This is a genomic window from Bacillus sp. P4_D3, from assembly GCF_056401855.1.
Window position 1 is genome coordinate 1 of the sequence record NZ_JBFUIN010000010.1, and the last position, 14840, is coordinate 14840.

Genomic DNA, 14840 nt, shown 5'->3' on the forward strand with positions numbered 1-14840 from the left:
GGTCGTATGCACATTCTAAATCACATGTTATCTGTTATCGCTGAACCTCGCATTGAGTTATCTGCGTATGCTCCGAAGATTATTACAATGGCAATTAACCCAGATAAAATTCGTGATGTTATTGGACCAAGTGGTAAACAGATTAATAAAATCATTGAAGAAACTGGCGTTAAAATTGACATCGAGCAAGATGGTACAGTATTCATTTCATCAATTAATCAAGAGATGAATGAAAAAGCGAAGAAAATTATCGAAGATATCGTTCGCGAAGTACAAGTAGGCGAAATCTACTTAGGAAAAGTTAAACGTGTTGAAAAATTCGGTGCGTTCGTTGAATTATTTAGCGGTAAAGATGGACTTGTTCACATCTCTGAACTTGCACTTGAGCGTGTAGGTAAGGTAGAAGACGTTGTGAAAATCGGTGATGAGATTTCAGTTAAAGTTATCGAGATTGACAAACAAGGTCGTGTAAACTTATCTAGAAAAGTATTGCTAAAAGAAGAGCAAGAAAAAGAAGCTGCTAAAGAAGAAGCAGCTAAAGAAGAAAACGCACAAGAGCAACAATAAGTGAAAGCCAGTTTAGCTGGCTTTTTTTGTTATGTAAAAAATGTGATTCATTTAGATTTTTATGTGAGTATAGGTATAGTTTTCATCATAACGCTCAAATTAACAAAGATAAGAAGAAAATGGTTTCTTTTTTATAGTTAATGGGAGGGTTTATATGAAAGCTCGTATATTAGCGTACATATTTATATTTTCTTTATATGTGGGTTTTGGCTCTTATTCCGTTTTTGCGCAGGATAACTTGCATGAAGAGATTCAAAAACATGTAAAACAGTACGAGATTATGCCGCAAAATGCGATGATTGATAAGATTTGGAAGGCGACGCCTGGGTATAATGGAAAACAAGTGGATATAGAAGCGTCCTATAATAATATGAAGAAAATCAAGAAGTTTGATCAAAAACAACTTGAATTTAAGGAAGTATCACCGAGTGTTCACTTAGAAGATTTACCACCAGCTCCCATTTATCGAGGACATCCAAATAAAAAAATGGTGGGATTAACAATTAATGTGGCCTGGGGTAATGAGTATTTGCCACGTATATTAGAGGTATTGAAAAAACATGATGTGAAGGCGACTTTCTTTTTAGAAGGACGCTGGGTGAAAGAAAATTTACGATTTGCCAAAATGATTGTCGATGCAAATCAAGAAGTAGGAAATCATTCTTACACACACCCTGACATGAAAACGCTGTCTACAGATGAAATACGAGATCAATTACAAAAAACGAATCGAATGATAGAAGCAGCTACAAATCAGAAAGTGAGATGGTTTGCTCCGCCAAGCGGAAGCTTTCGGGATGAGGTAGTAAAAATAGCGGATGATTTCCAAATGGGGACGATTATGTGGACTGTAGATACAATTGATTGGAAGCGGCCAGAACCGGGTGTGTTATTGCAGAGAGTAATGCGAAAAATACATCCAGGTGCTATTGTGCTAATGCATCCTACTTCATCTACAACAGAAGCGCTAGATACTATGATTAAAAATTTAAAGGAACAAGGATATAAAGTGGGGAATATTACAGAATTACTAGATGAAAAACGTGTGGATTAAATACATTTGCATGACATTCATCTCTAAACTTGTTATCATTAAATAATAGCAATTATTTAGAGAAACTGGCATTAGGAGGAAAGTTTTTGATTAAAAAATATACGTGTAAAAATGGTGTAAGAATTGTTATGGAGAATATACCAACTGTACGCTCGGTTGCGATTGGTATATGGATCCACGCAGGTTCAAGAAATGAAAATGAAAAAAATAATGGGGTTTCACACTTTTTGGAACATATGTTCTTTAAAGGGACAGAAACGCGAAGTGCAAGAGAGATTGCAGAATCATTTGATAGCATTGGTGGACAAGTAAATGCTTTTACTTCAAAAGAATATACATGTTACTACGCGAAAGTGCTAGATGAGCATGCTAAATACGCGTTAGATGTTTTAGCAGATATGTTCTTTAATTCAACATTTGATGAGGAAGAACTGAAAAAAGAGAAGAATGTTGTATGTGAAGAAATAAAAATGTACGAAGATGCGCCAGATGATATTGTGCATGATATGTTAACGAAAGCAACATATGAAACGCATCCGCTTGGATATCCTATTTTAGGAACAGAAGAAACGCTTGAAACATTTACAGGTGATACGTTACGTCAATACATGAAAGATCATTACACACCTGAAAATGTTGTTGTATCAATTGCAGGAAATATTGATGAAGCATTTTTACAAACTGTAGAGCAATATTTCGGTAATTACGAAGGAACAACAAATCGTGAACAAGTACATAGCCCAATCTTCCATTTCAATAAAGTAGCGCGTAAGAAAGAAACAGAACAAGCTCATTTATGTTTAGGATATAAAGGCTTGCAAATGGGTCACGAAGATATTTATAACTTAATTGTATTAAATAATGTTTTAGGCGGTAGTATGAGTAGCCGTTTATTCCAAGAAGTACGTGAGCAACGTGGATTGGCGTACTCAGTATTCTCTTATCACTCTTCTTATGAAGATACAGGAATGTTAACACTTTACGGTGGAACAGGTAGCAAACAATTAGATACACTGTATGAAACAATGCAAGAAACGTTAAATACGTTGAAAAATACAGGTATTACAGAAAAAGAGCTTGTTAACAGTAAAGAACAATTAAAAGGAAACTTAATGTTAAGTTTAGAAAGTACGAATAGTCGTATGAGCCGTAATGGTAAAAACGAATTGCTTCTTCGTAAACATCGTTCTCTTGATGAGATTATTGAAAGTGTAAACACTGTAACAAAGCAAAATGTAGACGAGTTAATTCGCAATATGTTTACCGATGAATTCTCTGCGGCACTTATTAGTCCAGATGGAAAACTGCCAAAAGGAATGAAACTTTAATCAATTTTGTAATTCATTCGCTTTCGGAAATAACCGTATCTCTTTTATATGAGATACGGTTATTTTTTTTATATATGCAGAATAGGTACTTATTATAGGATAACCTTCATGAAAAGTAGGATAGGGGGAGATTTAATGCGTTTAAGTGAATTAAGTGGCAAAGAGATTGTGGATTTAGAAAGAGCAGAAAAAATGGGAGTTTTAGGTCATGCAGATTTAGAAATTGATGAGAGAGATGGACAAATACAAGCGCTTATTATACCTACTGGGAAATGGGGAGGTTTTAAAAGAGAACAGCAAGAAGTGAGAGTAGAGTGGAGCAAAATTAAGAAGGTGGGAAATGATATGATACTTTGTGATCTTACGAACCATTCAAGATCGGAGTGAAAGATGACCATTTTGGTTGTCTTTTTTTATTTTTATATAAAGTGAAGGCTTTTACGAGCAGCCTGTGACTGCCTCCTAACTTCTTTGTTTCAGCCGAATTTTGAGGAGGCAGTCTTACTCCTCGCAAATAGCGGGATAAAGAAGTTAAATCACGTGTGCTTTTTGTTTTTCAATCACCTCAAACCCGTACATTACATATGATGTGGAGGAAAAAGAAAAAGTAGGCATTTTTCTTATAAATGAAAGAAAAAGAAGGTGAATTAGAGAATGTTGACTGAGATGCATATTGCTGTCATAGGAGGAGACGCACGACAGCTAGAAGTAATTCGCAAGCTAGTCGAACTGGACGCAAAACTTTCATTAATAGGGTTTGAACAGTTAGACCATGGCTTCACAGGGGCAGCAAAAGAAAGTATACAAGATTTAAATTTCACTTCTTTAGATGCGATTATTTTGCCGGTTGCAGGGACGAATGCCAAAGGAGAAGTAGATACTATTTTTTCAAATGAAAAAGTTTCCATAACGAAAGAACAAATTGAAAAGACGCCAGAAAACTTTACTATATATTCAGGTATTGGTACACCTTACTTGGAAAATCTCGTATCTACTACAAATCGCAAACTTGTAAAATTATTTGATCGTGATGATGTTGCAATCTATAACTCTATTCCGACCGTAGAAGGTACACTAATGATGGTTATTCAACATACTGATTACACAATTCATGGATCGAATGTAATGGTTTTAGGATTTGGTAGAACTGGTATGAGTGTTGCAAGAGCCTTTCAATCATTAGGAGCACATGTCAAAGTTGGAGCAAGACGTTCGGAACATATTGCTCGTATTACAGAAATGATGTTTTCTCCTTTTCATATGCAAGACATAGAGAAAGAAGTAGGTAATATCGATATTGTTATTAACACAATTCCGCATCTCGTTGTGACAGCGAATGTTATTTCAAAAATGCCAGCTCATACGCTAGTTATTGATTTAGCTTCTAAGCCAGGTGGCACGGACTTTCGCTATGCGGAGAAGCGTGGAGTGAAGGCACTATTAGCACCTGGTCTTCCTGGGATTGTTGCACCGAAAACAGCAGGACAAATATTAGCGAATGTTCTTTCTCAGTTATTAATAGCAGATGCAATCGCAAAGGAGGAGGATGAGAAATGAGTTTGAAGGGGAAACGAATTGGTTTCGGATTTACAGGCTCACATTGTACGTATGAAGAAGTTATGCCGCATTTAGAGAAGTTAATTGCAGAAGGTGCAGAAGTACGTCCCGTTGTTTCTTATACTGTCCAATCAACAAATACTAGATTTGGCGAAGGGGAAGAATGGATTAAAAAGATCGAAGAAATAACAGGGTTTAAAGCAATTAATTCAATTGTCGGAGCAGAACCACTCGGACCAAAAATCCCGCTAGATTGTATGGTGATTGCTCCTTTAACTGGAAATTCGATGAGTAAATTTGCGAATGCGATGACAGATTCTCCAGTATTAATGGCAGCAAAAGCGACGCTTAGAAATGGAAAGCCTGTTGTGTTAGCTGTTTCGACGAATGATGCTTTAGGATTAAATGGGGTAAATCTAATTACACCAACAAGGTGACGACAAAGCATAAACGCTTATATGTCGCCATCTTGAGGGAGCTTAGGGTAAAGCACAAGTTCGAAATCATCGAGTCTTTGCCACTTTTCTTTCTTATAAACAGCCTTTTCTAAAACCGACTTTAGGAGGCTGTTTTTCTTTTTGGGATCATCTGTTTTAAAGTACAAATCAAGAACATGCTCTACTTGAGGAATTGTATCTTTCTTCACTTTTTCCTTCTTAATTTCTGTTTTAATTTCTTTCTTTAAGTTTTCCATCGTGGAAGTAATTTCAGTAATGCGATCAGAAACTACATTCGAGCGTTCTAAAAACATATCGACTGTGTAAACGCCACGTTCTAATAAATCATGTAAATTATTTTTTTGTTTTTGGACATCCACTAATTCTTTTTCAAGCTTGCGTAATGCAGCTTCATTCATTTGAATAACTTGTGTTTCTTTTAATTTGTCATCTTGCTTATGTTTTTCAAAATCAGCTTTATAATTGATGTACCATTCTTTTAAGGCCTCGAGTAAACGCTTCTCGATTAATTCAGTATAGCTTGATTTGTTTTCACAGCCCCGGTGTTTACAATCCATAGTTTCTTTTCGGTTTTTGGGATAACGTTGGACCATACTGTAACCACACTTAGCGCATTTAATAATACCAGCCAATGGATTCTTTATCCCGTTCGTATTGTATGGAATGTGATACCTTGAGTTTAATTTTTCTTGCACTTGCTCAAACAAGCTTTCAGGTATGATTGACTCATGTTTGCCATCAGCAATAATCCAATCTGACTTATCTTGTCTTGCAGAACTACGTTTCACAGCATCAGGACGTTTTACTTCTTTTCGCTTTTGCCATGTCACTTTTCCAATGTATATATTGTTTTTTAAAATATCCAAGATGCTATAGGGGTTCCATTCATTTCCTAACTTACTCTTGTAGCCAAGATCGTTTAACTTGTTCCTAATTGCACTCGCACCCATATCCTCATTTGCATACCAATCAAATATCATTCTTACGACAGAGGCTTCTTCTGAATTAATCGTTAACGTACGCTCTCGCTTATTTAAACGGTGGATATCATAACCATAAGGCGCATGGGTACCGAGGTAATTACCAGCCTCCACGCTTGCGATACGTCCTCGTTGCATACGACGTGTAATAATCTTTAATTCCTTACGTGCCATAAAGGCTTCAAATTCGCTGTATTCTTCGTCCCACTCATCATTAAGGTCATAAGTCTTCCTAGGTGTCATAATCTTCGTATTCGAGCGTTTAAACGTCTCTAAAATGATTCCTTGCTCTTTCATACCACCACGACCTAAACGGTCCATATCCATACAAAGAACAGCATCATATTTGTTATCTTCAATTTCTTCAAGGAGTGCTAACATTTCTGGACGTTTTACTAAGCTCTCACCAGAAACGATTTCCTCGCGAACGGTTAAAACATCTAAGTTCATTTCCCTTGCGATTTTCAGCAGGGTAGAGCGATGCTTTGCTAAAGTTTCACCTTCGCCACGTGCTTCAGCTTCGAGATCGGCACGGGATTTTCTTAGATAGATTGCTGTTTTCATAGCATATCCTCCTTTTAATAGTTATTATAAGCTTTAATGATGAATATAGAAGCACTGTTTTTCTACGAATCAAAAGAACGTTTGTTCTTATTTTACTTAAAAAAGAAAAGCCTATAAAGGCTTTCAAATATGATATTTTATTGAACAGTCACAAATTTCTCGAATAAAGCTTTGCGCTTGGCCTTATCAGACACGTACGGATTGTTAAATTTCTTATTCCAAGATTGATCCTCTACCTTTAAATCTTCAATCTTAAATCCAAGGTATGTATTCAAAGAATTTCTATCCAAGCTAGTGTTATATGTTTTCCCATCGAACGGAAGAGTCATTTTTACCGTATTTAAATCTGGAAACTGTCTTAGTAATCTAGCTGGTTCGCTTACAAACATTTTTTTAATAGCATCTCCAGTTGAGAAATATTGTTTATATTGTTCTTCAGTAACGTTGCTATCTGGTTTTGCTGATTTATAAGATGCAAACGAATCATGGAATGTAATTTCAGCTTCTTTATTATTTAGTTTCATATCCTTAATAAAATTTCCACCTCTGATGTTTTGGGCATAGGAGATGAACTCTTTTTGTTTTTCTTCAGCCTTTTTTTGTTCCTCAGCTAATTTCTTTTCTTCAGCTTTTTGTTTCTCTTCAGCATCTTTTTGCTCTTTGGCCTTTTGTTTCTCTTCGGCTTTTAGCTTCTCTTCAGCATCCTTTTGTTCTTTGGCTTTTTGTTTCTCTTCGGCTTTTAGCTTCTCTTCAGCATCTTTTTGCTCTTTGGCCTTTTGTTTCTCTTCGGCTTTTAGCTTCTCTTCAGCATCTTTTTGCTCTTTGGCCTTTTGTTTCTCTTCGGCTTTTAGCTTCTCTTCAGCATCTTTTTGTTCTTTAGCTTTTTGTGCTTCTTCATTTCTTAACTTTGCATCAGCTTTTTGCTTAGCCTGAATTTCTTGCTTTTCTTCAGGAGTCATATTCATATCAACCCCTACAAATGAAATTATAGATAAAACAAAAGCGATTCCAGTGAATTTTAAGAACTTCTTCATTTTTGGACTCTTTTTAAATAGAAGTACAAGAGAAGTAATTAATAAAACAGTAGTAGCTAAAGTAGCTAGTACTAATAAAAGGGAGAAAAATATTTTCATAGATGTAACTCCTAACGTATAAAAGTGTATTTTAGTTTCAAATTAATAAGTTTTTAAACGAGCAAATCCACTCGGAACTCCATGAATTTCCGCAACTTCTTGAATAGACAAACAAGTATCTTCATAAGCAGAAACCATTTCATCGGTAAGCAACAACTCCACAGCAAATGTATTTGCTTCAATTTCTAAACGATCTACTGAAAAGAATGTTTGGTTACGTAAGAAGGGAGTGTTTGCTTTCGGATGAAGTACAGCATGGCCTAATTCATGTGCACAAACAAATCGTTGGATAGTTTCATCGATTTGATTATTAATATGAATAAATTTAAAGCGCTTATAAGTGTTGTAAAAGCCAAGAGTATTCTCTAGGTCTTCATACAACACGATAATATCTTTTCGTTTAGCAATTTCAAATGGATTTGTTGTGCCATGTTTGTGTGTGATTTTTAGTACATATTCTTTAATATCCATTCTGTTGCTCCATTCAATCTTTTTTATATTTGTTTGGAGTGAATTTTTGTTTTGCTAGCTGTTTTGCCATTCGCATTGAGTTTTCAAGAGAAATACGAATCATTTCTTTTGTATGTTCATCGATTGGTTCTCCATCAAACATTAAGGCATCTTCGCTGTTTTCTAATTGTTCTAAGGTTTTTTCTAAATCGCGAGCGATGTCACGGGTATCTTTTTTCGTTAATTCAGGAAGTGGACCAGACGAATCTAAATTATCGGCTCTTCCTAATAAATAATCTGTTGTTACTCCTAAAATATTTGCCAAATCCTTTAACATTTCATTTGAGGGAGTACTATGACCATTTTCGTAGTTACTAATGGTGCCTTTAGTTGCATTAACTTTATCTGCTAATCCTTGTTGTGTAAGTTTACGCATTTTACGTGCTTCTTTTAGTCTTTGTGTCAACATTTTCAGCACCTCCTATTAATAAAAGTACAAAAACATTGTACCTTATATGGATTTGATATTAAACTTTGTACAAGAAAATTGTACAAATGCATTGACGTACAAGAATCTTATACTTATAATAAGAGTACAAGTTACTTATACAGGTGGTGAGACAATGAATAAAAACATAAAGTTGATTAGGGCTAGGAACAAAGTAGGATTAACGCAACAAGAATTAGCGGATCAAATGCAAGTCACCAAATCTACAATTAGTAATTGGGAAAATGGATATAGCAACCCAAATCTTGAAAAAGCTATAAGGTTATCCGACATTCTCAATTGTGATGTGAAAGATTTAATTTGACGTATATAAGTACAAGTTTCTTATACTTTCGAGTGCGAAAGCAGGTGAGAAAATGCCATCAACTAACATGGCAGTACCAACAGATCAGTCGCATAAACATATAAAAAGCACTTCAAGAGGTGACACCATGAGCCAACAAGAAGAATATGCAGCGACTTATGAATTTGGAAAAACGAAAGTCCATGTTGTGGCTCCTGAGCCAAAAGCGCAAAAGGATATTGATAAAGTCCTTCAAGCATATTACAAGGCTGGTTGGGCCATCATCAAAGAAATGCAAGTGAAAGAAAACATTGAGGAATAGTTCCTCTCTTTTTACATGAATAATAGACAAGTTACGTATGTACTAAATTCATTATAACCATTTGAAAACTAAATATGGAGGCGAACAGATATGGGAACAAGCATATACTGCAATTCAGCAATAGGGGAATTGTTACAGAATGCTAGAGAATGTTGTGACAATGTTCAGCTGAAAACGAAGAAAGGACTATCTAAGTACCTTGGCATTACACATGAACGCTTAACTCGTATTGAATCTGGACTTTCTAAACCAGAATTTGAGCTTGCGATGGATTGGTGTCATGCAACAGGAGCAAAGTTGAATCAACAAGCGATTAAACATATTTATGGTGTTGGTTTACCACCTACAGATCCACGTTTAACTCAAGATGTGAATTTACAATTGATGAACTACATTAAACAGGCTGAAGAGGGGATTGCGGCAGCAAAGGAAATCATGAACTTACAAGTTGCCATAAGATCATGGAAGCTTGATGAAAAAAAGAAACATGAATACGCAGTTCATGCAAAAGAAATCTTCGATACAATCCAAGCTACTCAATGTGTAGTACAAGCTTTGGAACAAGTACATTTTGGCATTATAGAGCAAACACAAAGAAGTTGGTTGCAAAAGGCTATGGCGGAAAACGTTATTATTCAATCGGTGGATAGCTTAATGACTTTAACAAAGGTGCTGTAAAGGAGGAAGAAAAATGACAGTAGATTATAAGAAACCAAGTTTAAGAGAATATAAGGAACTAATACGCTATGATGCAAAACTAACTGGTGAAATTAAAATAGCGGAAATACTAGGTGAGGATTCAAAGTCAGTTGAGTTAAAGCAAGAGAAGAAGTTAGTGGGGATTCGAATCAAAATTATCGAAGCATCATTCATTTTAAAACATAAATGGGCAAAAGAAAAAGCTACCGCCTGAGAACAGTAGCTAGCAATAAAGTCTACAAAGCAATTATAACATTTTATTCATTATTTAGACAAGCCACTGTGCTTGTCGTTACAACCAGAAAGGGATTGTTCCTCCATCCCCTACAATGCTCCTTTCTGGTTGTAACGATGCGTACAGCATCAACTCAAATAGAAAGGAGATGTAATTCATGACACATAAATACGATCGTCTTCATGATCTAGTTCTCCCAGGAGACTTTTCATTTGCGAATAAACTTCATAACTGTATGGTTGCATGTATTCATAACATGTTTTATGCAAAATCAGCCGAAGAATCAAATCATTGGGAAGAAGAACTGGAACGATGTATGAAAGAATTTAAAATGCTTCGTGATACAAAAGAAGAACATGAGGCATCGATGAGTTATCGTGTAGTGATTAAAGATTTAAGAGCAAGAGGAGTTAACGCCTCTTTAGTAACACGTAGAAAATAAAAAATCTACCACTTGGCAGAGTGATAGATAAATAGCTTTGGAAAAAATATTTGAATTAATTATATCAAATTAGCATTCGTATAACAACGGAGTGTGTTGCATGCTTTTAGACAAATCATTACATAGAGTGTTGCTGAATCCTAAGATACTTAAGCAAGCGACATCAGAGCAACACCTAATTTACTTAGTAAAACAATATCTCAAAACAGGATACAAGAATTATCGCTTATTACGTGTAGAGGACGGATTTGCGATATGTAAACGGGAGGATGAATAATATGGCAGTTTATAGACCAGTACATGTTTCATTTTGGCAGGATTCATTTGTTTTAGATCTTACACCGGAGGAAAAGTATTTCTACTTATATTTGATGACAAACAGTAAGACGTCTCAATCAGGAATCTATGAGCTTCCACTTCGTATCATTGAAACTGATACAGGGTACAACCGCGAAACTGTTATGAAGTTATTAGAACGCTTTGCAGAGTACGGGAAAATTAATTACAACCAAAAAACAAAAGAATTGTTCTTAATCAACTGGTTGAAATTCAATCCGATTAAAAATGTGAACATTGAAAAGTGCGTTTTAAAAGAAATTCAATCTGTGAAGGATAAGGATTTTTTAGTTGATTTCTATGAAACTTGCTTGGAATTAGAAATGCAACAAGACTTTAAGATTCCAAGAATTAAGGAGTATTTATCAGCACGTTTGGAGGGGCTTATAAGGGGCTTCCAAGACCCTAGCAAGGAAGAAGAAAAAGAAGAAGAAAAAGAAAAAGAACAACAACAAGAAGAACGCGCAGGCGCGGAAGAAGTTGTTGAGGTTAATCCAATTTCTTTTTACGAGCAAAACTTCGGATTCATTACACCTTTTATCGCAGATGGTATTCACGCTTGGATAGATGATTTAAATGCAGAGCTCGTTGTGAAAGCTATGGAAATTGCTTTAGAGAAGAATACGAGAAACATGAATTACGTAAATACAATTTTACGAGATTGGCATCTTAAAGGATTGAAAACAGTAGCAGATGTTGAAGCAGCTGATAAAGCATTCCGTACTCAACGATTAGCAAAGGTGCAACAGCCGATGCAAGCTCCTTATCAACAAAAAGGCTTATCAGAATCTACTAAGAACGTAATACAGCAGCAACAATCATGGGAGAAAAACATTCCAACAGACGAAGAACTTGCAGCATTTAATCAACAAAATGGGTGGGCTGTTCAATGAGTAACGATATGATTCGTAACGCAGAAGCCGAACAAAGTGTTTTAGGTAGCATTATCCAAGAAGGCGATTTAATTAAAGATTGCCAACTAAAGCCAAAGCAGTTTTCTAATCCAACACATCAAGCGATTTTTAAAGCGATGAGAGAACTAGAGGATGCAGAAGTCCCAATAGATCTTGTTGCTCTCATGGGGAAATTCGAAGACAGTTTTATGAATCAAATTGGTGGTATTGCGTTCTTTGTAAACTTAACCGAAGTTGTTCCAACGACGAAAAACTTTTCGTATCACGAAGGTTTAATTATCGAAGCTTGGAAAATGAGACATGCTCAAGAGGTTGCTGGTAATTTATATAATCGTCTTCAGCAAGAAAGAGATATGAGCGCTATTAGTACATCGATTGATGAATTAAGCGCAATTGAAGAAACAGGTTATTCAGATGATTTTAACCTAAAGGAAACACTCGTTGATTTATATAAAAAAATGCAAGTTGATGTTGGAGATTTAACGGGAATAAATACTGGCTACGATGATTTGAACAGAATGACAGCTGGACTACAAGAAGGCGATTTAATTATTGTCGGTGCCCGTCCTTCGATGGGGAAAACAGCATTTGTATTAAACATTGCTTTCCATGCAGCGAGTGCTCATACAGCAACAGGAGTCTTTTCGCTAGAGATGGGAGAAGAACAGTTACTTAAGCGTATGATCTCAAGTACTGGAAATATAGATGCTACGAAATTAAAAAACCCTAAAAAGCTATGTAATTTAAAGGATTGGGAAAAGATTAGTCAGGCTATGGGCTTGATAAATGATTTACCACTAGAAATATACGATAAAGCCAATGTAACGATGCAAGAGATTTACGCAAAGACTAGGAAACTAAAACGCAAATACCCAGACAAAAAGGTGCTAGTCGCAATTGATTACTTGCAGCTTATTGTAGGTGACCCAAAGCACAAAGGAAATCGTATGCAAGAGATTGGTGAGATTAGTCGTAAGCTAAAACTTATGGCAAGAGAGCTAAATGTATGTGTGGTTGCATTATCACAGTTAAGCCGTGCTGTTGAAAGTAGACAAGATAAAAGGCCGTTACTCTCAGACTTACGTGAAAATGGTCAAATTGAGCAAGATGCGGACTTGATTGCATTCTTATATCGTGAAGATTATTACGACCGTGAAACAGAAAATAAAAACATAACAGAAATCATTTTAGCGAAACAGAGAAACGGTCCAGTTGGTGTTGTTGAACTAGCATTCATTAAAGAGTTTAGTAAGTTTGTAAATTTAGAGCGGAAGTTCAGTCACCAACAGGAGGCCTAATCATGTTGTTACGTCAGGAAGTAGAGCGTAGAAAACTAGCAATCATTCGTAAATTATTGGGATTAGGACTATCGGAAATTAATGGGCAAACATTAGATCAACTAACATTAACGCAGCTTGAAGGAATCTTAATTGCAAGCTTGCAGGTATTGGAGGGAACAAGCGATGACAAAGCAGCTAACAATTTTTGATGTTGAACGAGTTGTGTCATTTGATCCTAAGAAGGCTCATGTTCATCGGTTAAATTCTAAACTACGTTTTGCTGACGTTGTTGTACAAATACCACGCCAAGCAAAGGCGATTGACGAATTAAAACCAACGACAGCGCCAGATGATCGTTACGAATTATTTGAGGATTACACAATTGGGATTTGGCGTTATAAGCGAGTGGAGGATAAACAGTTTGATTGGGAAGAAGCTGAAGAGATATGTAAGCGAGCAAGGGATAGCAAAGAGCCGATTCCAATACGGCTTCATCTATCCTTGGAACAATCGTTTGTTCCGGAGAATGTTGTGCAGTATTTATAAGCAAATAAAAAAGCCGAGAATACTCCCGACTACTTTCGACAAAGTAATTATATCATGGGAGTGGTGAATGTGGCGATTATTAAAGAAGATATTGCAGAAATGAGAGCGGAAATTTCTTTAGCTGAAAATATGGTTTATATCGTGAAAGATGGACAAGTTCGTCAAATAGAGCCGCCGATAAGTGGTCATGGTGAGCAGTCCTTGATATACAAGAATAAAAAAGTAATTCGTATTGAAAAACGAGAATCAGAGTTGATTTAGCCTAGCTTTTATTTTTTTAAACAAGTTGGAAATTGGGGTAATAATAAACCTTGAATTTTGTTCAGGATGAAGACTCAGTGAACAATTAATGAATATAAGGAGAAATCCCTGCGGGGGCAAGGATTTCGGAGGGGAGAGGCTATTGTCGTACTGTGTCGAAATTTGGCGTATTCGACAAATTAATATTATCACGAATTTTCAAGTAATTGTGATGTTCGATGTGTCAAAAATGTGTACGAATTTTATATAAAAGCGTTATTTAATAGAATTTTGTTAAAAAGCGATTATCATTAAATCGTTCCATGATTAATGATAATCGCTTATGTATTGAAAAGCTATTCAGTTATTTGAAATATAGTTTCATCAGGTCTGGAGAATCCATACAATTTCCTTGCGAACTTTAAAATACCTTCTTCACTCTCTGTTAAAGTTTTAATATCGTTTTCAAAATAACGTCCTGTAATTTCTAATTCAGATAATCTTTTCTTTTCTTTATTAAGTGTAATTTGTTTTTCTTGAATCATTTGTTCTTGCTTATAAATGGAAATTTGAATGGAAATAACCATAGGTAGCATAAAAGCAAGCGCTAATAAAAGACGACGTCTTAGCTTTTTATTCGTTTGTAGGTTCTTGTTAGGATTAATTTGTTTTTTGGAGATTGATTGTTGTGATGGTAAATTTGGGACACTCCCCATTTTAATGCCTCCATTACTTATGTATAGAATTTAAATTGCTTAAAAGTATTATATATGCTAAATAGATAATTTTGAACCTATTTAGGCAAAGATAGGTTTTATGAAATTTAAATAAAATCCTTATTTTTTATTAAAAACTGCCCTTGTATTCTGGGGTCACAAGGGCAGAAGATATATGGGTTTGCAAAGGGAAATTTGCAAATTCTTATAAATTCTAACATGTATATA

The 14840-nt window shown here is 35.5% G+C and carries 20 protein-coding genes and 1 pseudogene; 16 read left to right on the forward strand and 5 right to left on the reverse strand.

Features of this window, described 5'->3' with window-relative positions; genetic code table 11:
• From AC1DTM_RS03590 to dpaB, 6 genes and pseudogenes are all read left to right on the forward strand, one after another.
• A partial coding sequence (locus tag AC1DTM_RS03590; RefSeq protein ID WP_477000044.1) for a S1 RNA-binding domain-containing protein occupies positions 1-567 on the forward strand: 567 nt, incomplete at its 5' end.
• 154 nt (positions 568-721) lie between these two features.
• Positions 722-1621, forward strand: coding sequence for a polysaccharide deacetylase family protein (locus AC1DTM_RS03595; RefSeq protein ID WP_002111361.1), 900 nt, complete (start codon positions 722-724; stop codon positions 1619-1621).
• A gap of 86 nt (positions 1622-1707) precedes the next feature.
• Positions 1708-2949, forward strand: coding sequence for a M16 family metallopeptidase (locus AC1DTM_RS03600; protein ID WP_002111360.1), 1242 nt, complete (start codon positions 1708-1710; stop codon positions 2947-2949).
• A gap of 135 nt (positions 2950-3084) precedes the next feature.
• Positions 3085-3336, forward strand: coding sequence for a YlmC/YmxH family sporulation protein (locus AC1DTM_RS03605; protein ID WP_002160748.1), 252 nt, complete (start codon positions 3085-3087; stop codon positions 3334-3336).
• Positions 3337-3603: 267 nt separating this feature from the next.
• Complete coding sequence (gene dpaA / locus AC1DTM_RS03610) at positions 3604-4506, forward strand: dipicolinic acid synthetase subunit A (protein ID WP_002160749.1); 903 nt, start codon at positions 3604-3606, stop codon at positions 4504-4506.
• Positions 4503-4928: pseudogene (dpaB, locus tag AC1DTM_RS03615) on the forward strand (dipicolinate synthase subunit B); the annotation flags it as partial. The gene dpaA and the pseudogene dpaB, both read left to right, overlap by 4 nt.
• Before the next feature lie 32 nt (positions 4929-4960).
• On the opposite strand, the gene AC1DTM_RS03620 reads toward dpaB, so the two are convergent.
• The 4 genes from AC1DTM_RS03620 to AC1DTM_RS03635 form a co-directional block, all read right to left on the reverse strand.
• On the reverse strand, positions 4961-6508 hold the full coding sequence (locus AC1DTM_RS03620; RefSeq protein ID WP_199714952.1) for a recombinase family protein: 1548 nt from the start codon (positions 6506-6508) through the stop codon (positions 4961-4963).
• A 137-nt stretch (positions 6509-6645) separates the two neighbouring features.
• The gene (locus AC1DTM_RS03625) at positions 6646-7641 is read right to left on the reverse strand and encodes a hypothetical protein (RefSeq protein WP_246907755.1); all 996 of its coding nucleotides are present in this window, start codon (positions 7639-7641) and stop codon (positions 6646-6648) included.
• A gap of 42 nt (positions 7642-7683) precedes the next feature.
• Positions 7684-8112: an ImmA/IrrE family metallo-endopeptidase gene (locus tag AC1DTM_RS03630; protein WP_199714950.1), complete on the reverse strand. Its 429-nt coding sequence runs from the start codon at positions 8110-8112 to the stop codon at positions 7684-7686.
• A 13-nt stretch (positions 8113-8125) separates the two neighbouring features.
• Positions 8126-8560 carry a helix-turn-helix domain-containing protein gene (locus AC1DTM_RS03635; RefSeq protein WP_098448363.1) on the reverse strand — a complete coding sequence of 145 codons (435 nt, stop codon included), beginning with the start codon at positions 8558-8560 and terminating at the stop codon, positions 8126-8128.
• Positions 8561-8714: 154 nt separating this feature from the next.
• Here AC1DTM_RS03635 and AC1DTM_RS03640 point away from each other — a divergent pair, with 154 nt between their 5' ends.
• From AC1DTM_RS03640 to AC1DTM_RS03685, 10 genes are all read left to right on the forward strand, one after another.
• A complete protein-coding gene (locus AC1DTM_RS03640; RefSeq protein WP_098448364.1) occupies positions 8715-8903 on the forward strand; it encodes a helix-turn-helix transcriptional regulator in 189 nt (62 codons plus the stop codon).
• 52 nt (positions 8904-8955) lie between these two features.
• Entirely contained in the window at positions 8956-9204 is a 249-nt protein-coding gene (locus AC1DTM_RS03645; RefSeq protein WP_199714949.1) for a hypothetical protein, read from the forward strand.
• Between the two features lie 90 nt (positions 9205-9294).
• Positions 9295-9882: a sporulation sigma factor-processing peptidase gene (locus AC1DTM_RS03650; RefSeq protein WP_199714948.1), complete on the forward strand. Its 588-nt coding sequence runs from the start codon at positions 9295-9297 to the stop codon at positions 9880-9882.
• A gap of 13 nt (positions 9883-9895) precedes the next feature.
• A complete protein-coding gene (locus tag AC1DTM_RS03655) occupies positions 9896-10117 on the forward strand; it encodes an RNA polymerase subunit sigma (protein WP_199714947.1) in 222 nt (73 codons plus the stop codon).
• Positions 10118-10295: 178 nt separating this feature from the next.
• Positions 10296-10580 (forward strand): hypothetical protein, encoded by a 285-nt coding sequence (locus tag AC1DTM_RS03660; RefSeq protein WP_002088134.1) that lies wholly within the window; start codon positions 10296-10298, stop codon positions 10578-10580.
• Between the two features lie 278 nt (positions 10581-10858).
• Positions 10859-11809 (forward strand): DnaD domain-containing protein, encoded by a 951-nt coding sequence (locus AC1DTM_RS03665; protein ID WP_016105988.1) that lies wholly within the window; start codon positions 10859-10861, stop codon positions 11807-11809.
• Positions 11806-13128 (forward strand): replicative DNA helicase, encoded by a 1323-nt coding sequence (gene dnaB, locus AC1DTM_RS03670; protein WP_002192660.1) that lies wholly within the window; start codon positions 11806-11808, stop codon positions 13126-13128. Before AC1DTM_RS03665 ends, dnaB begins: the two co-directional genes overlap by 4 nt.
• A 2-nt stretch (positions 13129-13130) precedes the next feature.
• Complete coding sequence (locus tag AC1DTM_RS03675) at positions 13131-13319, forward strand: hypothetical protein (RefSeq protein ID WP_002128777.1); 189 nt, start codon at positions 13131-13133, stop codon at positions 13317-13319.
• Complete coding sequence (locus AC1DTM_RS03680; RefSeq protein ID WP_002192661.1) at positions 13294-13656, forward strand: hypothetical protein; 363 nt, start codon at positions 13294-13296, stop codon at positions 13654-13656. Before AC1DTM_RS03675 ends, AC1DTM_RS03680 begins: the two co-directional genes overlap by 26 nt.
• A 69-nt stretch (positions 13657-13725) precedes the next feature.
• Positions 13726-13917, forward strand: coding sequence for a DUF3954 domain-containing protein (locus AC1DTM_RS03685; protein ID WP_002192662.1), 192 nt, complete (start codon positions 13726-13728; stop codon positions 13915-13917).
• 335 nt (positions 13918-14252) lie between these two features.
• Here AC1DTM_RS03685 and AC1DTM_RS03690 read toward each other — a convergent pair whose 3' ends face one another.
• Positions 14253-14612, reverse strand: coding sequence for an FtsB family cell division protein (locus AC1DTM_RS03690; RefSeq protein WP_002142892.1), 360 nt, complete (start codon positions 14610-14612; stop codon positions 14253-14255).
• Between the last annotated feature and the right edge of the window lie 228 nt (positions 14613-14840).